This window comes from Methylococcus geothermalis, assembly GCF_012769535.1.
GTDB classification, from domain to species: domain Bacteria; phylum Pseudomonadota; class Gammaproteobacteria; order Methylococcales; family Methylococcaceae; genus Methylococcus; species Methylococcus geothermalis.
Genome location: NZ_CP046565.1, coordinates 1,159,402 through 1,177,898 on the forward strand (window position 1 = coordinate 1,159,402; position 18,497 = coordinate 1,177,898).

Sequence of the window (18,497 nt, forward strand, 5' to 3'; positions counted from 1 at the left end):
TCAGGGCGCTAATCATATTATAGATTCGGCCCGCCCGCCCCTCTGCCGTGGCGTTGTCAGGTATCCGTCAGGTTTCGGGGAAGCCGGACGGCTATTCTCGCGACGAATACGAGCACGATGGCGCCCATGACCAGCAGGACCATGACCGGATCGGCGCCACGAGCGGCAGCGGCGGTATAAAGACCGACAGCGACGAGCATGGCGGCGTTCAGGAAGAAATTCTGGATCGCCACGGTGATCCCGGCGCCGACGCCGCGGTGGCCTATATCCTGGATGGCGGCATTGAGCGGTACCACGAAGAAGCCGCCGGCGACGCCGATACCGAGCAGGGCGGTGCGGGCCGGCCAGGGTTCGGACGAAGCCGCAAGCAGGCCGAACATGAGCGCGATGGCGTAACCGGCATAGCGGGTACGGCGGATCGCCGAGAGCGGGATCCAGCTCGGCGCCAGGGCGGCGCCGATCACGATGCCGATGGCGGTGAACAGAGTAAGCTCGGCGATATCGGTGGCGGTCTGGGTGTGGAGTACCGCGGGCGCCCAGGCGACCAGAACGACGCGCAGGGTCGCGGCGGCGGCCCAGAACATGGCCAGGCCCAGCAGCACCAGCCGGGCGCGTTGCGACTTCAGCAATATTCTGCTCTGCGTGACCAGTTGCTGGACGGCTGGCGATCCGTCGTGGCGGCGCGCGGGCAGTCCTGGCAGCGTCAGGCTGACCAGGGTTGAAAGCAGAAAGCAGCCGCAGATGACGAACAGGGCCGCCGGGATCGACTGGTCGGCGATCCTGGCGCCGCCGACGGTCCCGAGCAGAATGGCGGCGATGGTGGCGCCCTCCACCCATCCGTTGGCCTTGACGAGCTGATCCTCGTCCGCGATTTCCGGCAGGATGCCGTATTTGGCAGGGCTGTACAGCGCAGCCCCGGCACCGACCAGCGAATAGGCGATCAGAGGTTCGATGCCGGCCAGCAGCAGGCCGCCTCCCGCCGTCTTGATGAGATTGGCGATGATCAGCACCTGTGGCTTGGGGAGGCGGTCGGCCCAGATGCCGACCCAGGGTGCAAGCGTGACGTAGGCGACCAGGAAAACGCTCTGCAGCGCCGGGATGTACCACTCCCCGCGTTCTCCTCCCTGCAGCACGATGGCGATGACGGTGAACAGGATCGCGTTGTCCGCGAAGGCGGAGAGGAACTGGGCGATGACCAGTGGAACGAGCCCCTTGATCATGCGCTGTTCTCCGCCGACAACAGGGCCGCGAGCGAGGGGTAGTCGATCTTGCCGGAGCCGAGCAGCGGCAGGGCCGGCAGGATCCGGATCTGCTTGGGCAGGTAGAGTTCGCCCAGCCCCTCGGCCCGTGCCCGTTCGAACAGCGGCGTCCGTTCGGCTCGAGCGTGGTTGGTGGCCAGTACGATCTGTTCGCCCTTGCGCGGGTCGGGCAGGCTGATCACGGCATGCTGCGCATCCGGCCACACCTTGGCCGCCAGTTCTTCGATGACCGCCAGCGAGATCATTTCTCCGCCGATCTTGGCGAACCGCTTGGCCCGCCCCTTGATGGTGACGAAGCCGTGCTCGTCCACGCTGACGATGTCGCCGGTGTCGTACCAGCCGGGACCGAAGCAGGAGGCTGGCGGCTCGATCCGAGCCGGCGCGTGGGCTTGGAGATAGCCGAGCATGACGTTCGGCCCTTTCACGTGCAGACGGCCGCCGTCGGCGATGCCCTCGACCGGTTCCAGGGCGTAGTCGATGCCCGGCATGAGGCGGCCGACCGTGCCTTCCCGGTAATGCATCGGGGTGTTGACCGTCAGCACCGGGCTGGTTTCGGTGACGCCATAGCCTTCCATGATGCGGATGCCGAACTTTTCGGCCCACAGCTTGCGGGTCTCGGCCTGTACCTTTTCGGCGCCGGCGAACACGTAGCGGATGCTGTAGAAATCGTAAGGATGGGCATGTTTGCCGTAGCCGCTCAGAAAGGTGTTGGTCCCGAACAGGATGGTGGCGTTGATGTCGTAGGCGACCTCGGGGATGATCCGGTAATGCAGCGGCGAGGGGTAAAGGAATATCCGGGTGCCCGACAGCAGGGGCAACAGGGTGCCGGTGGTGAGGCCGAAGGAATGGAACAGGGGCAGGGCGTTGAGGATCACGTCCTGCGGCCCGAAGTCCACGCGCGCGGCGAACTGCTCGCGGTTGGAGAGCAGGTTGGCGTGCGAGAGCGCGACGCCCTTGGGCGCTCCTTCCGAGCCCGAGGTAAACAGGATCACGGCCGGCGAATCCGCCGAAACACGGTTGCGGTAGCCGTAATCGACCGCGCGTCCTTTCGCCAGCGCCCGCAGTTTGTCCAGGGCCGACACGTCCCGGAAGACGTCGTCCAGATAGATCACCTTGACCTTGGTTTCAAGCTGGCTGATGGTATCCTCCAGTTTTGCTCCCTCGACGAAGCGCCGGGAGGTCAGGACCGTCCGGATCGCCGCGGTTTCGCAGGCCGCCAGCAGAACGGAGACGCCGGTGCTGAAATTGAGCATGGCGGGGATGCGGCCGGTGTGCTGCAATCCGAGCAGCGTCGCCACCGTGCCGATGGCGGTGGGCAGCAGTAGGCCGACCGTTTCACCCGCTTCGGTCAAGCGTTCGAGTCGCTCGCCGGCGAACAGGGCGCGGGCGATCAGCTGGTTGTAGCTGGCCGGCTTGCGCTCGGTGTCTTCGAGCACGAGAGTCTTGCCGCCGTGCACCTTGCGGGCATCGAGCAGGGCCGAGAACAAGGTGCCGTGGTGGTTGCCGGTGGCGAATATCATCTCGCTCATGATGTCCGACAGCGCGAGACCGGCATGGCGGCGGCGTTCCTCGCCATGGATGTCAGGCGGTGGGCTGATCTTTCGCGATGGCAGGATGTTGATGGTGATCCGGGGCAGCCAGCGCAGCCGGACCACGCCCTTGAGGCGGGAAAACGGTGAGTACTGGGCACCGTCGATCCGGATCGGCAGCACCACGGCGTCGGCCTTGTCCGCGACCATGCCGGACCCGTCGTAGATCTTCATCAGCGAGCCGGTCACGGTGATGCGGCCTTCCGGGAATACCACGGCTTTCAGGTCCCGGCGCAGGTGATGGGTCAAGGCCTTGATCGACATGGGATTGATGGGGTCCATCGGGAAGGTGCGGACCCAGTGCAAGGCAGGTTTGACCCACCAGGATCGGGCGATATGGGTGTTGATCGCAAAGGTGATTTCGTCTGGGAGAAAGGCCCAGAGCAGCAGGGGATCGAGGAACGAGGTGTGGTTCGAGACGATGAGCACCCGCTTTCCGGCGCCGTGATAATGTTCGATGCCCTTGACCTGGACCCGGTACAGGGCCTTGAGTACGAGTCGGATTATCGGCTTGATCATTTCGAAGGTGGCCTTGTTGCCGGCTGTAATGAACCTGTTGGATTCCGGGAAAAATGAAAATGTCGCTGTTCGCCTATGGCACCCTGCAGTTGCCGGGCGTGATGGCCGCCGTGGCGGGACGGAGTTTCGAGACCGTGCCGGCCTGGCTCCACGACCATGCGCGCTATCGCCTGCGCCGCCGCAGCTATCCGGGATTGCGGCGTGAAACCGGAGCGATCACTCAAGGCACCTTGTTTCTCGGCCTCGACTCTTGCGCTCTCGCTCGGCTGGACCGGTTCGAGGACGCTTTCTACACACGGACTGAGGTCATGGTTTCAACCGCCGAACTGGGGCGCAAACCGGCCGAAGTCTATCTGATCCCGCCCCGCAACGTGCATCTGCTGATTGACCGCGACTGGAAACTGGATGATTTCATCAAGGCGCACGGCCCGGCCTACCTCCGGCGCTGCCGCCGGCAGTTTCGCTGAGCGCAACTCACATCTTCGAATAAGGCGCGGCCGCGGGGGCCGGTGCGGGCTTCGGGTCCTTGAAGGTCCCCGAGGCGAATGCCGGGCCGTAGGTCGTTTCTTCGGAAAATTTCTGCCACACGAATTCCGGATGGGCGATCGGCTGGGTCGGAACCGGGAAGGTGACGAAGTCCACGGCGCCGGTGAGCGTGCGTCCGACCGTGTGCAGCAGACCCTTGAGCAGGCCGCCGGAGATGCCGAACAGGACGTTCGTCTGGTTGCTGGTGTTGATCATGTTCTTTGGTATCTCCAGCCAGCCCATGGCCAGGTTCGACAGGCCGCTGCCCAGCTTGAGCGATGTGGTGGTGCCGTAGTCGTCGGCTTGCGCTGCCGGGATGGCGGCGCCGAGGCCCGTCAGCAGGAGCAGGGTCGGGAGGGCGAGTGCTTTGTTCGGCATGGCGGGGTCCTTAAGACTCGAGGATGGGTTACCACGGCAATTCCCTGCCGTCGAAATTCATCAAGCGCCCGGACAGCGCCGGCGTGTATTCAGCGATGATTCGCCGCATGCCGCCGACGCTTCGCTCCGCGGTCGTCGGCGCCTGGGGGCCGCCCATGTCGGTCTGCACCCATCCGGGGTTGAGGAGCAGCACTCCGATGCCGCGCGGCTTGAGGTCCAGGGACAAGCTCTTGAACGTGGCGTTGAGTGCCGCTTTGCTGGAGCGATAGTAGAGCGCGCCGCCGCTGGTGTTGTCTCCCATGCTGCCCATCAGGCTGGTTATGCCGACGATCAGCTTGCGGCTTCCGCGTTCGAGATGCGGCAGGAAGCTTTCCGCCATTTTCACCGGCGCCATGGCGTTGGTTCTGAGGACGTCCTGCCAGAGTTCGTAGTCGATGGCCCCGAAGCCGTTGCCGGGTTCGTCGCCGTAGACGCCGGCGTTGTTGATGAGGACATCGAGCGGCTGGCCGGCCAGCGCCGAGGCGAACTGATCGATCGAGGTGAAGGTCCGCACGTCCAAGGCGTGGATGGCCAAGTGCTCGTGACGCTTGGCCAGGTCGCGCAGTTCCGGGGCGTCGTGGGGATGGCGGCAGGTGGCGATCACTCGCCAGCCGGCATCGAGGTACTGTCGGGTGAATTCGAGGCCGAGGCCGCGGTTGGCGCCGGTCACCAGAACGGAAAGCACGCTGGGTCCCTCAATCGGAGGATGTCTCGGAGGCGAATTCTATTATATCCACGGGTGGACATGAAAAAGCCCTTGCCCGGCCTGGGCAAGGGCTCCGGCGTTCGCCGGGGAACGGCTTTAGCCGGCGAAATTGGCCGCGGCGAATTCCCAGTTCACCAGGTTCCAGAACGCTTCCACATATTTTGGGCGGGCATTCCGGTAGTCGATGTAATAAGCGTGCTCCCACACATCGCAGGTCAGGAGCGGAGTCTGGCCCGAGGTCAGCGGGCAGCCGGCGTTGGCGGTGCTGACCAGCGCCAGGCTGCCATCGGCGTTCTTGACCAGCCAGGCCCAGCCCGAACCGAAGGTCGTCACCGCGCACTTGGTGAATTCTTCCTTGAATTTCTCGAACGAGCCGAAGGTCTTGACGATGGCTTCGGCCAGCGCACCGGTGGGTTCGCCGCCGCCGTTCGGGGACAGGCTGTTCCAATAGAAGGTGTGGTTCCATATCTGGGCCGCGTTGTTGAAGATGCCGCCGGCCGGCGCCTTGCGGATGATCTCTTCCAGGGACAGGTTTTCGTACTCGGTACCCGGGATCAGGTTGTTCAGATTGGTGACGTAGGTCTGGTGGTGCTTCCCATGATGGAATTCCAGCGTTTCCGCTGAAATGTGTGGTTCCAGGGCATTCTTGGCGTATGGCAGGGCGGGTAGTTCATGGATCATGACTGGTCTCCTTGTTGGGTGGATGGTGGCAAATCGCCCGAACGGCGAGGATGCCTCCGGGCAGATGAAATCCCGGGTATTTTACTAGGAAAAGCCGGGGTTGGCATCGACCGTCGGGGCAAGAAACCGGGCGGTGGACCGAGCGGCCGGGGAAAGCACGAACGAGCTTCAGGGGAAGCTCGTTCGGGGCAGGGGCTTACACGGCCCGGGCAGGTGCCGGCGCCGATCGGCGGCGTTGCCGATCTCAGCCACGGGCTCGTTCCGACCACTGCTGGACCTGGGCTTTCCAGCTGCCATCGCTCTGGCGTTTCAGCACGCTGTAGAGCACGCCGTCGTAGTGGTACCTCAGCGTCTGGTGCGAATCCTGCAACGTCTTCAGGTCGGACAAGGTCGTGGTGGTGACGATGGTGTCGTCTTTTTCGCCTTTAACATCTACGATATCGATTTTGAAGGCGCCCTGGTCGATCAAGGTCCGCCAGAAGTTGCGGATTTCGCCCGGATCGCGGGAGACTTTTCCGTTCGGCTGCACCAAAATGGCGTCCGCCGTGTACAGCGAAACGATTTCATCGACCTTGCCGTCCGCGAACGCCTGATTCCATTCGGCAGCGTTGTTCGCGGCGATGGTCCGGATGTCGTCCTGCGCCCATCCAGGGGTGGTCAAGAGGCCGAAGGCGGCCGTCAGCAAGAGGATTTGAGTACGCATGGGGGTTCTCCATTGTCGATAGGGTTTGGACTGACTATAGGAAACCACGTCATGGTTTACAATATCCAATAAATTTTACGAATTGTTTCAATAAATAGAACTTTAGTCGGAAAAGGACATGGACAAACTCACGAGCATGGTCGTTTTCACCAAGGTCGCGAAAGCAGGAAGCTTCGCGTCTGCCGCCAAGGAAATGGGGTTGTCGCGGGCCATGGCGACCAAGCATGTGATGCAGCTCGAAAACAGCTTAGGGGTCCGGCTGCTGAACCGGACCACGCGTCACTTGAGCCTGACCGAGGTCGGCATGGTCTATCTGGAGCGTTGTCTGCAGATTCTGGACGACCTGGAAGAGACCGAACTCGCCGTGACGCGCCTGCAGACCGAGCCGCGAGGGACGCTCAAGCTCAATGCCACACCGTTTTTCGGCGCCTACCATCTGGCGCCGGCGATCGCGGCGTATCTGGAAATCTATCCCGACGTCAACGTCGAGCTGGTGCTGCAGGCGGGCTATGTCGACCTGGTGGAAGAAGGTTTCGATCTCGCCATTCACCTGGACGAGTTGCGCGATTCCAGCCTGATCGCCCGCAAGCTCGGCACTTCCCAGCGCATCGTCTGCGGCGCGCCGAGATATTTCGAGAAACGCGGCGTGCCCAACACCCCCGAAGATCTGAAGAAGCACAATTGCCTGAGCAATTCGAGCCTGCCGCCCCGCGATCAGTGGCAGTTCGTATCGCAGGACGGCAAGGCGACCGTCATCAAGGTCTCCGGCACCTTGGAGGCGAACTCCGCGGATGCCTTGCGCATGGCGGCGATCAGTGGCCTGGGACTGGTCCTGCTGCCGACCTATATGGTCGGACAGGACATCCGCAAGGGCAGATTGCAGGCGGTCTTGACCGACTATGTGCCGGCGGCGGCAGACATTCATGCCGTTTACCCGCACCGCAAGCATTTGTCGGCCAAGGTGCGCACTTTCGTCGATTTCCTCCATGAGCGCTTTCATCCCACACCTTATTGGGAGGAGTGGATGCATCCCGAGGGCGGCGAATGAATCCCGAAGGTGCGCAGGGTTTGACGTCTTTGTCCGGCACGGGCCGAAGGGGGTAGGCGATGGACGAGCATGATCGTCTGGTGGCGGCACTGAAAGACATCATCGTGCTGTTTTCGGTCATGGCGGCGGTGGGCTCGTTCTACCACGGCAATTGGCTGGCGGGGAGCGGCTATTTCGGATTGGCGCTGTTGTTCTTTAACGAGAAAGCATTGCGCCGCTGGTGGCGCGGTAAGCGGGGGCGGTGGTGAGGCATGGCGCTTGAAATCGAACGGAAATTCCTGGTGCGGGGCGAGGGCTGGCGCAAGGCGGTGAGCGATTCCATGCGTATTTGCCAGGGCTATCTGAACGACGAGCAGCGCTGTTCGGTGCGGGTCCGCATCAGCGGCGAGCGGGCTTGGCTCAACATCAAGAGCGCGACGATCGGAACCCAGCGCCACGAGTTCGAATACGAAATACCGGTCGCCGACGGCGAAGCCTTGCTGAGGGATATGAGCTGCAAGCCGCTGATCGAGAAGGTGCGCTATTTCGTGCCGGTGGCGGGCAAGCTGTGGGAGGTCGATGTCTTCGAAGGGGAGAACGCCGGCCTGGTGGTGGCCGAGCTCGAACTCGATGACCCCGACGAACCCTTCGAACTGCCGGCGTGGGCGGGCGAGGAAGTCACCCATGATGCACGCTATTACAACACCTGCTTGTCGACGCTGCCGTTCAGCCGGTGGCCTGAACAGGACCGGAAACCGGCTCTGGCATGATCGCGTTGCTGATCGTCATCGGTTTTCTGCTGCTGGCGGTGGCCGCCCTGTTCCTGCTCGGGATGCGCTTGCCGAAAACCCATCAGGCCGCGAGCCGCATCAGGTTGCCGGCGCGGCCCGAGCGGGTCTGGGAGATCATCAGCGATTTCGGGGGCTTTCCGCACTGGCGGCCCGGCCTCGCCGCTGTGGAACGGGCACCGGATATCGAGGGGTTGCCCAGTTGGTACGAGGTATGTGCGGGGGGCGCGAAGGTCCGGTTCCGGGTGCTGGAAGCCTCGCCGCCACGGCGTCTGGTGACCGCTCTTGCCGGTGAACATCTGCCGTTGCGCGGCGTCTGGGTCTACGAACTCGAGGCGGACGGCGAGGAGGCCACGGTGCTGACGATCACCGAACGCGACAGCATCTTCCACCCGGCATTCCGGTTCTTCGTGCGTTATGTGCTGTCCTACCACGGCGTCATGGACGTGTTCCTGCTGGCGCTGGCGGGGGTTCTGGACAGCGATGCAAAGCCGGAGCACCTGAGTCTTCGGATAGAGGATGGCGATGCCGGCGGGGCGGGTGCGTGAGGACGCGCCGAGGCGGTTTTCTCAAGTTCGCGGCCGTTTTCGAGGGCAGCCTGCTGCTGCTGGCGTTCGGCTTCGGCGGTCTGGCAGGGATCGATCCGGTCGCCGCGCTGCGCTTTGATCTGGAGGGCTTGGCCTACGGCGTGGCCGGAACTTTGCCGCTATGCCTGGTGTTCCAGTGGTCCTACGGCACCCGCCTCGCCGGCCTGCGTGAAATCAAGCAGGTCCTGGTGGACAAGCTCGGGCCTTTTCTCGCCGCCTGCGGAATCGGCGACTTGTTTTTTCTCGGCTTCCTCGCCGGCATCACAGAGGAAGTCTTGTTTCGCGGATTTTTCCAGCCCTGGTTCGAGGCCAACTGGGGTTGGCTGGGAGGCCTGGTCTTCAGCAACCTGGTGTTCGCACTGGTGCATTGGGTTTCCCCTCTGTACGCCCTGCTGGCCGGCCTGACCGGTATTTACCTCGGCTTCGCCCTGGATGTCGGCGGCGAACGCAATTTGCTTGTTCCCATTCTGATTCATTCGCTTTACGACATCGTCGCGTTTTTGGCCGTGGCCGCGAGCTATCGGGCGGGGACGGCCCGCTGAGCCGTTTTCAGGCGCTGCCTCGGGCGGCCAGTTTGCGCTCCCAGTCCAGCGACGTCCGGACGATCAGTTCGATGTCGTCGTAACGTGGCGTCCAGCCCAGGGTTTCTTGGATGCGCCCCACGCCGGCGATCAAGCGAGGGGGGTCTCCGGCTCGGCGCGGCTGCTCTTCCACCGCGATGGGGGTGCCGTTGACCCGGTTGATGGTGTCGACGATTTCCCGCACGCTGTAGCCGTGGCCGTAGCCGCAGTTCATCGTGGTGGATGCTCCGCCGCGGCGCAGGTAGGCCAGGGCGGCGACATGCGCCGCGGCCAGGTCCGATACGTGGATGTAGTCGCGGATGCCGGTGCCGTCCGGTGTCGGATAGTCGGTGCCGAAGATGCACAGGCGGTCGCGCTTGCCGGTGGCGACTTCGGCCGCGACCTTGATCAGAAGGGTGGCCTTGGCCGTGCTCTGGCCGATGCGGCCTTCGGGGTCCGAGCCGGCGACGTTGAAATAACGCAGCACCACGTGCCGCAAGGGGGTGGCGGCCGACAGGTCGCGCAGCATCATCTCGCTCATCAGCTTCGAGGTACCGTAAGGATTGATCGGCGCGAGCGGCGAGGTTTCCAGCGCGTATTCGCCTTCCGGGATACCGTAGACGGCGGCGGTCGATGAGAAGATGAAATGGCTGACCCCGGCCCTCTGGCAGGCTTCCAGCAGGGTGCGGGTCTTGCAGGTGTTGTTGCCGTAATACTTCAGCGGGTTTTCGACCGATTCGGGCACGATGGTATGGGCGGCGAAGTGCATGACCGCCTCGACCTCGTAGTCCCGCAGGATCGTGTCCAGCAGGGCGCCGTCGCCGGTATCGCCTTCGACGAAGTCGCCGTACAGGACGGCGTCACGGAAGCCGGTCGACAGGTTGTCCAGCACGACCAGGCGTTCGCCCGCTTCGCCTAGCGTCTTGACGACATGGCTGCCGATGTAGCCGGCGCCGCCGGTGACGAGTATGCCTTTGCGTTTCATGGGGTCTCGGGTCTCAGGGGTTGATTCGAACCGCTGCGCATCCGCAGCCAGTCCAGGATGAAATCGGCGATCTGGCGGGGGTCGTTGATGTCGAGTCGCGGAATCGGGACAGAACCGGGGAAGGTCGCGCCGTCCGTTGCGAGGGCGATGATGGAGTCGTCCTCGGCGAACAGCAGGGGCTTGCTCAAGGCTGTACGATGCAGCTCGATCTTGGGGTAGCGCTCGTGCTTGAAGCCTTCGACCAGGATGAGGTCCAGTCCGGCGGCGTCGAAATGAGCCAGTTCGTCGGCGAGGCGGGGCTCCTGCGGCGTCTCGCGCTCGGTGATGATGGCCCGTCGTTTCGACGAGGTGATCATCACCGGCGTGGCGCCGGCCGCGCGCAGTTCGAAACTGTCCTTGCCGGGTTGGTCCACCTCGAAGCCGTGGTGGCTGTGCTTGATCGCCCCGACCTTCAGGCCGGCTTGTTTCAGCAGCGGGATCAGGCTTTTCAGCAAAGTCGTTTTTCCAGTGCCGCTGAAGGCGGCGAAACCAAGAACCGGCGTGTTCATCGGCGTCCGCGAACTCCGTAGTAATCCCTGTACCACTCGACGAAGCGCGCGATCCCGGTTTCGATCGGGGTGCCCGGGCGGTAGCCGGTGTCGCGCATGAGGTCGTCGACGTCGGCATAGGTGTCGGGCACGTCGCCGTCCTGCATGGGCAGCAGGTTCATCTGGGCCTTGCGGCCCAGGCATGCCTCCAGCACTCCGATGAAGCGCAGCAGCTCGACCGGCTCGTTGTTCCCGATGTTGTAGAGCCGGTAGGGCGCCCGGCTGGTGCCGGGATCGGGCTCGTCGCCGCGCCATTGGGGGTTGGGCGCGGCGATTTTGTCCAGGGTCAGCACCACGCCTTCCACGATGTCGTCGATATAGGTGAAATCCCGCCGGTGGTGGCCGTAGTTGTAGACCTCGATCGGCTGTCCCGCCAGGATGCTGCGGGTGAACTTGAACAGGGCCATGTCCGGCCGCCCCCACGGCCCGTACACCGTGAAGAAGCGAAGGCCCGTGGTGGGCAGGCCGAACAGATGGCTGTAGGTATGGGCCATCAGTTCGTTGGCCTTCTTGGTCGCAGCATACAGGCTGACCGGATGATCGACGTTGTGATGCACCGAAAACGGCATCGCGGTGTTGGCGCCGTAGACCGAACTGGACGAGGCGTAGACCAGATGTTCTACCGCATGATGCCGGCAGGCTTCCAGGATGTTGCAGAAGCCGACCAGATTGGCGTCGATGTAGGCATGCGGGTTTTCCAGCGAGTAGCGCACGCCGGCCTGGGCGGCCAGGTTCACTACGCGCTCGGGCCGGTGCCGGGCGAAAGTCTCGAACAGCCGCCCTCGTTCCTCCAATGCGATCCGCACCTCGGTGAAGCCGGGGCGAGCCTGCAGCCGGGCGAGCCTGGCTTCTTTGAGGCCGACGTCGTAGTAGTCGTTGAGGTTGTCGATACCGATGATTTCATCGCCCCGGTCCAGAAGCTTGTGGGCCAGGTGCGATCCGATGAAGCCGGCGGTGCCAGTGACCAGGACTTTCATATTACCGGCGTGAGCTGGTCAGACGGCGCCGCTTTAACGAAAACGTCATATTTTCCGAGGTCTCCAGGTTTTTCGGGTATTGTACGCAGAGGGCGTCAGATTGACGGGGGAATGGGGCCAGGTTTTCTATGGATGGGCTGGATTTTATAGGATAGTCGTGAATTCCCGGAAGATTGAGAAATGCTTCAAGCCTCGTCGTCTTTTACCGCGTGAGCCGAGTTGGTAGAATCACTACCCATTCGTCCGCAGTTCCGTCGTCCGAGACAGCCCCCAGTCGAACCATGCCTTCCTTCATCGACCCTGAACATCAGCACCAGCATACCTCCAAGCAGTTCGACCATGAGTTGCTGGACATCCGCAGCCGGGTTCTGGCACTGGGCGGACTGGTGGAAGAGCAGGTGGCGTCGGCGGTGAAGTCGCTGCTGGAGGGTAATGTGGAACTTGCCGAGCGTGTCATTGCGGACGATTACAAGGTCAACACGCTGGAAGTTTCCATCGACGACGAATGCACCCAGATTCTGGCCCGGCGCCAGCCGACCGCTCGGGATCTAAGGCTCGTCGTGGTCGTCATCAAGACCATCACCGATCTGGAGCGGATCGGTGACGAGGCGAAACGGATCGCGCGCCATGCCCTGGATATGGTCGGACATTTCCCCCGCAGGAACCAGCTTTCGGAGATCGAGGAACTGGCCAGGTACGTACGCAACCTCCTGCGCGGCGCCCTGGATTCGTTTGCGCGCATCGACGTGGATGCCGCCCTCCGGGTGGTGCAGGACGACCGTCTGGCGGACCGCGAGTACGAGACCATCCTGCGCCAGCAGATTACCTACATGATGGAAGATCCACGGACCATCCCCGTGTCCCTCAACATCATGTGGTCCGCGCGGGCGCTCGAGCGCGTCGGGGACCGGGCCTGCAATATAGGCGAATACGTCATCTACTACGCCAAGGGGAAGATCATTCGGCATATCAGCCTCGAACAGCTCGAGGAAGATCTGCGAAGCGAATGACCGACGGCTTCCGACGTTCCGCATGCCGCATCCCACCGCTTCCGGCCAGGCCCTTGAACGATAGTTTTGCTGCCTTTTCCGGGACGGCCGGCGGCCGCTCGTGCAGGATCACCTTGGCAAGACACGTGCGCAGCCTGTACGCATGTTTGCTGATCCTGACTTGGCCGTCCCTGTCGTTTGCATTCGAGTCGTTCGTCGTCCGGGATATCCGAATCGAAGGGCTGCAGCGGATTTCCGAGGGCACGGTCTTCAATTACCTCCCGGTTCGAGAAGGCGATACCCTGGATGAAAAACAGTCGGCCGAGGTGATCAAGGCGCTGTTCAAGACGGGGTTTTTCAAGGATGTCCGGCTCGAAGAAGATGACGGCAGATTGATCATTTTCGTCGAAGAGCGGCCTTCCATTGCCAGCGTCAAGATCGACGGTAACCACGATATAGGGAGCGAGGATCTGCTGAAGGCCCTCAAGGGGATCGGTCTGGCGGAGGGCAAGGTATTCGACCGGCAGATTCTCGACAAGGTCGAACAGGAATTGCGGCGCCAATATTACAGCCGCGGAAAATACAGCCTGAAAATCGATTCCCAAGTCACAGAGCTTCCCCGCAACCGTGTGGCAGTCAATATCAATATCGCCGAAGGCCGCGTTGCCCGTATCAAGCAGATCAATATCATAGGCAATAACGCTTTCAGCGACGAAGAGCTGATTCAGGACTTCGAGCTGAGTACCTCCAATCTCCTGTCTTTTTATACCAAAGACGATCAGTATTCCAAACAGAAACTGTCGGCGGATCTCGAGCGGCTGCGCTCCTATTATCTCGATCGCGGTTACATCAATTTCGAAATAGAGTCCACTCAGGTTTCGATCACGCCGGACAAGAAGGAAATATATATCACCATCAACGTCAAGGAGGGCGAAATCTTTCAGGTGGAACAGGTCAAGCTGACCGGCAAAACCATCGTGCCGCCGGAAGAACTGGTCCCCTTGGTGCGTATTGGACCTGGAGACACCTTTTCCAGGAAACTGGCCACGGAAACCCAGAAAGGCATATCGGACCGTCTGGGCGAGGAAGGGTATATTTTCGCCAATGTCAATATGGTGCCGGATATCAACCAAGAGAGGAAAACGGTAAACATCACCTTCTTCGTCGATCCGGGCAAGCAGGTCTATGTAAGGCGAATCAATTTTCAGGGCAACACGAAGACTCGGGACGAGGTGCTGCGCAGGGAAATGCGCCAGATGGAAGCGGCTTGGGCGTCGACCACGAAGATCGAACGCTCCAAGACCAGGCTGGAGCGTCTCGGCTACTTCCAGGAAGTCAATGTTGAAACGCCGGCGGTGCCCGGGACCACCGACCAGATCGACGTCAACTACAGCGTGACGGAAAAATCCTCCGGCAATCTGACGGCGGGCGTCGGCTATTCGCAATTCCAGGGCATCATCTTCAACGCGGCGGTGACTCAGGACAATATCTTCGGCAGCGGCAAGCGCGTGAGTTTCAACTTCAACAACAGCCAGATCAATACGATTTACTCGTTGGGGTATTTTAACCCCTATGCCACGCTGGATGGCATCAGCAGCGGATTCGATATAAGCTATCGCGATACCAATACCGGATATTCCAATTATGTAGCCAATTATATTACCAATGTGTTCCAGGTGGGGGGCAACTGGGGCCTGCCCATCGGCGAGTTCGACAGTATTCGAACAAATCTTGACTACAGTAATACCAAGCTCAAGACGACGAACCAGTCGTCTACCCAGATCGTCGAATTTATCGATGAGCACGGTAGCGAATATTCAACCTATTCATCCTCTCTTGGCTGGACCCACGACACGCTCAATCGAGCGATATTCGCCACCAGTGGCGGCGCGCAGCGTTTGACGGGGCTGTTTGCGCTGCCGTTCAGTACGTTGCAGTATTTCAAGGCGAATGTGCGGCTGGAGCAGTATTTCCCTCTGACCCAGGATCTGACGCTTTGGCTGAACGGCGATATCGGGTACGGTGGCGGCTACGGCGGCGGCGGCAACAGCGTTCTTCCTTTTTGGGAGCACTTTTACGCCGGCGGTCCGAATTCCGTGCGCGGATACCAGCCCAACTCACTGGGGCCGAGGGACAGCCGGGGCTATGCCTTTGGAGGCAACAGCAAGCTGACCGGCTCGGTGGAGCTGTTGTTCCCGGTGCCCTTCGCCGGTGAGAAGCTAAAGAGCGTCCGGTTGGGCACTTTCGTCGACGGAGGCAACGTATTCGCCAATTCGCCGGAACTCTCGAATCTGCGTTTCTCGACGGGAATTTCGGCCAAATGGCTGTCACCGTTCGGTGCGCTGATGTTCTCGATCGCCCAGCCGCTCAACTCCCAGGCGGGGGACCGGGTCCAGCATTTTCAGTTCAATTTCGGCTCCGGATTCCAGGGGATGTGACCCTGTATTTCGGGAAGAGGCGAGTATTTTTGTATAATGCGGCGGGTTTCCCGGCGTTTGTGAAAGCCCGATCCGGCCCCTGGCAGCTTTGGGGGGGCGGGCAGGTTCCCGACTCAGCGACATTTCGGTCCCGGTCAACATTCATCATCGGAGAGGAGTATGGTACGGAAAGTTCTATTGTCTTTGCTCGTGTCGGCGGCGGCGTTTGCCGAACCCAGCGCGGCTGACATCAAGATCGGCTTCGTCAATGTGGGTCGCTTGTTGGAGAAAGCGCCGCAGGCCGAAGCTGCCAAGAAGGAGCTGGAGAAGGAGTTCTCCGGTAGGGATAAGAAGCTGGTGGCGGAGCAGAAGGAGATCAAGTCTCTGGAAGAGCGTCTGGCGAAGGGGGGGGAGATTACCAAGGAGCAGGAGCGCGACCTCATGAACCGCAAACGCGAGGCCAAGCGGGCGCAGGATGAATTCCGGGAGGACTTCAACTTGCGGAGAAACGAAGAACTGGCGCAGCTTCAGAAGGAAATTTTCGAGGCGATCCAGTCCCTTGCAAAGGAGGAAAACTTCGACTTGCTGCTGACCGACGGTGTGGTCTACGCGGCCGAGAGCATCGACGTGACCGACAAAGTCGAGAAGAAGCTGGTTGCAAGTTACCGCCCATCGGGCAAGAAATAGTCCGGATTCGGGTTGATGGCCTGACAACGAAACCCGAGAAGGAAAAAGTATTGGATATTCAAGCTATCAAGGATTTTTTGCCTCATCGTTACCCGTTTCTTCTGGTGGACAGAGTGCTGGAGTGCGAGCCCGGAAACCGGCTGCTCGCCATCAAAAACGTCACCTATAACGAACCTTTCTTCCAGGGGCATTTCCCTCACGTCCCGATCATGCCAGGGGTGTTGATCATCGAGGCGCTGGCGCAGACGACCGGCTTGCTGGCCTCGGAGACGGCGCCCGATGTCCTCGGCAAGGGGGCGACTTATTATCTGGTCGGGCTCGACAAGGTGCGTTTCAAGCGCCCCGTCGTGCCGGGCGACCAGCTTCGGCTCGAGGCGAGATACTTGCGCCACAAGCGCAATATCTGGGCCTTCGCCTGCCGCGCCGAGGTGGAAGGCGAATTCGTGGCCAGTGCCGAGATCATGTGTGCAGCCGCGGAGCAGGGCTCTTGATCCATCCAACGGCGATCGTTGATCCGACGGCGGATATTGGAGACGGGGTTGAGATCGGCGCCTATACCATCGTCGGGCGCGGCGTCAGTATCGGGTCGGGTACGGTCATAGGGCCACATGTGGTCATCCAGGGCGCGACCCGGATCGGCAGCGACAACCGTATCTTCCAGTTCGCTTCGGTCGGCGAGGATCCGCAGGACAAGAAGTACCGCGGCGAGCCGACCTCGCTGGAAATCGGCGACAGGAACATCGTGCGCGAATTCGCCACCCTCCATCGCGGCACGATGCAGGACAAGGGCGTCACGCGCATCGGAGACGACAATCTCTTCATGGCTTATACCCATGTGGCCCACGACTGCGTCATCGGCAACCGGGTCATCATGGCCAACGCCGCGTCGCTGGCGGGCCATGTTCGGGTCGACGACGACGCCATCCTGGGCGGTTTCTCCTTGGTCCACCAGTTTTGCCGGATAGGGCAGCACAGCTTTTCCGCCATGGGCAGCGTGATCTCCCGCGACGTGCCGCCCTATGTGATGGTGGGCGGACGCCCGACCAAACCGCATGGCATCAATGCCGTCGGTCTGGAGCGGAGCGGATTCGATTCGGTGGCAATCCGGCAGATCAAGAAAGCCTACAAGATCGTCTACAAGACCGGTTTCAAACTCGAGGAAGCGGTCCGCCTGCTGGACGAGATGAGCGAGGACGGGCCGGAAGTCGCCTGCATGGTGGATTTCCTGCGGGCGAAGGGACGCAGCATCATCCGCTGATCGCTGCGAGGGGGCATTCGGTGGTCCGGCTGGTTGCAGGTGTCGACGAGGTCGGGCGTGGTTGTATCGCAGGTCCCGTGGTGGCCGCAGCCGTCGTCTTCGCTCCCGGCCAGGATATCGGAGGCTTCGACGATTCGAAGCGGCTGAGCCCGGCGCTCCGGCTAAAGCTGGCTCGACGCGTCCGGTCCGAGTCGCTGGCTTGGGCCGTGGGGCGCGCCGAGGTGTCTGAAATAGACCGGCTCAATATCCTGCAAGCCACACTGCTGGCCATGTGCCGGGCCGTCGCCGCGCTGCCGGTCCGGCCAGACTGGGTCAAGGTGGACGGCAACCGTTATCCTCCGTTGGACTGTCCCGGGGAGGCCGTTGTCGGCGGGGATGCATCGGTGGCCCAGATCGCGGCCGCGTCGATTCTTGCCAAGGTCTTCAGGGATCAGGAAATGCAGGTGCTGGATCGGCTTTATCCAGGCTATTTCCTGGGTGTCCACAAGGGTTATCCGACGCAGTTGCATGTCGATCGTTTATCCAGTCTGGGCGCGAGTTTTTGCCACCGGCGCAGCTTTGCGCCGGTTCGGGACGCCATGGGTGGAGGTTCTGGTTCATGAAAATCGTGGGCATCAGCATCGGCAGCGAACGCCAGATCGAACACGCCGGCCGCCGCGTCGGGACGGGAATCTACAAGATGCCGGTCGACCATCCCGTCAGAGTCGGAGCGGCCGGCATCGAGGGTGACGTCCAAGTCGACCGGGAAAACCACGGCGGGCCCGACAAGGCGGTTTACGCCTACAGTGCGGACAACTATGGCCACTGGCGGGAAGACCTTGGCATCGAAACCCTGCCGTACGGTTATTTCGGGGAGAACCTGACCCTCGCCGGCGGTGGCGACGACGAGGTGCATATCGGCGACAGGTTCCGGGCGGGGCCGGTGCTGTTCCAGGTGACCCAGCCCCGGGTTCCCTGCTTCAAGCTCGGCCTGAAAGTCGGCGACAACACCTTCCCCAAGCGCTTTCTCGTTTCCGGCCGGGTCGGGTTTTACCTGCGGGTGCTGGAAGAAGGGGAGCTTCGGGTCGGCGATCGGCTGGAGCGCATCGCGATGGGCGCAGGAGGCGTCAGCGTGCGCGAAGCCATGCTGGCTCTGGTGAAAGGGCCGCGGCAGCAGGAAGTCATTTCCAGGCTGTTGAGCCTGGATGCGCTGTCCGAGGCTTGGCGTCGGAGCCTGCTCGAAAAGCTGACATGACG

At 61.8% G+C, this 18,497-nt stretch carries 22 protein-coding genes; 13 read left to right on the top strand and 9 right to left on the bottom strand.

Going from position 1 to position 18,497, the window contains the following annotated elements:
* Window positions 1-56: 56 nt before the first annotated feature.
* Both lplT and GNH96_RS05625 read right to left on the bottom strand, forming a co-directional pair.
* A complete protein-coding gene (gene lplT, locus GNH96_RS05620; RefSeq protein WP_169602771.1) occupies window positions 57-1,220 on the bottom strand; it encodes a lysophospholipid transporter LplT in 1,164 nt (387 codons plus the stop codon).
* Window positions 1,217-3,367 carry an AMP-binding protein gene (locus GNH96_RS05625; RefSeq protein WP_169602772.1) on the bottom strand — a complete coding sequence of 717 codons (2,151 nt, stop codon included), beginning with the start codon at window positions 3,365-3,367 and terminating at the stop codon, window positions 1,217-1,219. Before GNH96_RS05625 ends, lplT begins: the two co-directional genes overlap by 4 nt.
* A 53-nt stretch (window positions 3,368-3,420) precedes the next feature.
* Here GNH96_RS05625 and GNH96_RS05630 point away from each other — a divergent pair, with 53 nt between their 5' ends.
* A complete protein-coding gene (locus GNH96_RS05630; protein WP_169602773.1) occupies window positions 3,421-3,834 on the top strand; it encodes a gamma-glutamylcyclotransferase family protein in 414 nt (137 codons plus the stop codon).
* Between the two features lie 7 nt (window positions 3,835-3,841).
* Here GNH96_RS05630 and GNH96_RS05635 read toward each other — a convergent pair whose 3' ends face one another.
* From GNH96_RS05635 to GNH96_RS05650, 4 genes are all read right to left on the bottom strand, one after another.
* Entirely contained in the window at window positions 3,842-4,270 is a 429-nt protein-coding gene (locus GNH96_RS05635) for an exosortase system-associated protein, TIGR04073 family (protein WP_169602774.1), read from the bottom strand.
* Between the two features lie 28 nt (window positions 4,271-4,298).
* The gene (locus tag GNH96_RS05640; RefSeq protein ID WP_169602775.1) at window positions 4,299-4,994 is read right to left on the bottom strand and encodes an SDR family oxidoreductase; all 696 of its coding nucleotides are present in this window, start codon (window positions 4,992-4,994) and stop codon (window positions 4,299-4,301) included.
* Between the two features lie 117 nt (window positions 4,995-5,111).
* Entirely contained in the window at window positions 5,112-5,696 is a 585-nt protein-coding gene (locus tag GNH96_RS05645; RefSeq protein ID WP_169602776.1) for a superoxide dismutase, read from the bottom strand.
* Window positions 5,697-5,940: 244 nt separating this feature from the next.
* Window positions 5,941-6,399: a YybH family protein gene (locus tag GNH96_RS05650; RefSeq protein ID WP_169602777.1), complete on the bottom strand. Its 459-nt coding sequence runs from the start codon at window positions 6,397-6,399 to the stop codon at window positions 5,941-5,943.
* A 118-nt stretch (window positions 6,400-6,517) separates the two neighbouring features.
* On the opposite strand from GNH96_RS05650, the gene GNH96_RS05655 reads away from it, so the two are divergent.
* The 5 genes from GNH96_RS05655 to GNH96_RS05675 are packed head-to-tail and all read left to right on the top strand — an operon-like array spanning window position 6,518 to window position 9,343.
* A complete protein-coding gene (locus GNH96_RS05655; protein ID WP_169602778.1) occupies window positions 6,518-7,447 on the top strand; it encodes a LysR family transcriptional regulator in 930 nt (309 codons plus the stop codon).
* A 59-nt stretch (window positions 7,448-7,506) separates the two neighbouring features.
* Window positions 7,507-7,695 carry a hypothetical protein gene (locus GNH96_RS05660; protein WP_169602779.1) on the top strand — a complete coding sequence of 63 codons (189 nt, stop codon included), beginning with the start codon at window positions 7,507-7,509 and terminating at the stop codon, window positions 7,693-7,695.
* A 3-nt stretch (window positions 7,696-7,698) separates the two neighbouring features.
* A complete protein-coding gene (locus tag GNH96_RS05665; protein ID WP_169602780.1) occupies window positions 7,699-8,196 on the top strand; it encodes a CYTH domain-containing protein in 498 nt (165 codons plus the stop codon).
* Entirely contained in the window at window positions 8,193-8,762 is a 570-nt protein-coding gene (locus GNH96_RS05670) for an SRPBCC family protein (RefSeq protein ID WP_169602781.1), read from the top strand. The genes GNH96_RS05665 and GNH96_RS05670 overlap by 4 nt, the downstream gene beginning before the upstream one ends.
* Window positions 8,759-9,343, top strand: a complete 585-nt coding sequence (locus GNH96_RS05675; RefSeq protein WP_169602782.1) for a CPBP family intramembrane glutamic endopeptidase — start codon at window positions 8,759-8,761, stop codon at window positions 9,341-9,343. The genes GNH96_RS05670 and GNH96_RS05675 overlap by 4 nt, the downstream gene beginning before the upstream one ends.
* Window positions 9,344-9,350: 7 nt before the next feature.
* Here the strand turns inward: GNH96_RS05675 and galE are convergent, their stop codons facing one another.
* From galE to GNH96_RS05690, 3 genes are read right to left on the bottom strand one after another with little or no spacing between them, the layout of a single operon-like run.
* Window positions 9,351-10,346, bottom strand: a complete 996-nt coding sequence (gene galE / locus GNH96_RS05680; RefSeq protein ID WP_169602783.1) for a UDP-glucose 4-epimerase GalE — start codon at window positions 10,344-10,346, stop codon at window positions 9,351-9,353.
* Window positions 10,343-10,894: a molybdopterin-guanine dinucleotide biosynthesis protein B gene (gene mobB / locus GNH96_RS05685; RefSeq protein ID WP_169602784.1), complete on the bottom strand. Its 552-nt coding sequence runs from the start codon at window positions 10,892-10,894 to the stop codon at window positions 10,343-10,345. The genes galE and mobB overlap by 4 nt, the downstream gene beginning before the upstream one ends.
* Window positions 10,891-11,910 (bottom strand): NAD-dependent epimerase, encoded by a 1,020-nt coding sequence (locus tag GNH96_RS05690; RefSeq protein WP_169602785.1) that lies wholly within the window; start codon window positions 11,908-11,910, stop codon window positions 10,891-10,893. Before GNH96_RS05690 ends, mobB begins: the two co-directional genes overlap by 4 nt.
* A 281-nt stretch (window positions 11,911-12,191) precedes the next feature.
* On the opposite strand from GNH96_RS05690, the gene phoU reads away from it, so the two are divergent.
* From phoU to GNH96_RS05725, 7 genes are all read left to right on the top strand, one after another.
* Window positions 12,192-12,920, top strand: a complete 729-nt coding sequence (phoU, locus tag GNH96_RS05695; RefSeq protein WP_169602786.1) for a phosphate signaling complex protein PhoU — start codon at window positions 12,192-12,194, stop codon at window positions 12,918-12,920.
* Window positions 12,917-15,337 (top strand): outer membrane protein assembly factor BamA, encoded by a 2,421-nt coding sequence (bamA, locus tag GNH96_RS05700; RefSeq protein ID WP_169602787.1) that lies wholly within the window; start codon window positions 12,917-12,919, stop codon window positions 15,335-15,337. Before phoU ends, bamA begins: the two co-directional genes overlap by 4 nt.
* A gap of 159 nt (window positions 15,338-15,496) precedes the next feature.
* A complete protein-coding gene (locus tag GNH96_RS05705) occupies window positions 15,497-16,003 on the top strand; it encodes an OmpH family outer membrane protein (RefSeq protein ID WP_169602788.1) in 507 nt (168 codons plus the stop codon).
* Window positions 16,004-16,053: 50 nt separating this feature from the next.
* Window positions 16,054-16,494: a 3-hydroxyacyl-ACP dehydratase FabZ gene (gene fabZ / locus GNH96_RS05710; RefSeq protein WP_169602789.1), complete on the top strand. Its 441-nt coding sequence runs from the start codon at window positions 16,054-16,056 to the stop codon at window positions 16,492-16,494.
* Entirely contained in the window at window positions 16,467-17,261 is a 795-nt protein-coding gene (gene lpxA, locus GNH96_RS05715; protein WP_169602790.1) for an acyl-ACP--UDP-N-acetylglucosamine O-acyltransferase, read from the top strand. Before fabZ ends, lpxA begins: the two co-directional genes overlap by 28 nt.
* A gap of 20 nt (window positions 17,262-17,281) precedes the next feature.
* Complete coding sequence (rnhB, locus tag GNH96_RS05720; RefSeq protein WP_169602791.1) at window positions 17,282-17,863, top strand: ribonuclease HII; 582 nt, start codon at window positions 17,282-17,284, stop codon at window positions 17,861-17,863.
* Window positions 17,860-18,495 carry an MOSC domain-containing protein gene (locus GNH96_RS05725; RefSeq protein ID WP_169602792.1) on the top strand — a complete coding sequence of 212 codons (636 nt, stop codon included), beginning with the start codon at window positions 17,860-17,862 and terminating at the stop codon, window positions 18,493-18,495. Before rnhB ends, GNH96_RS05725 begins: the two co-directional genes overlap by 4 nt.
* Window positions 18,496-18,497 lie beyond the last annotated feature (2 nt).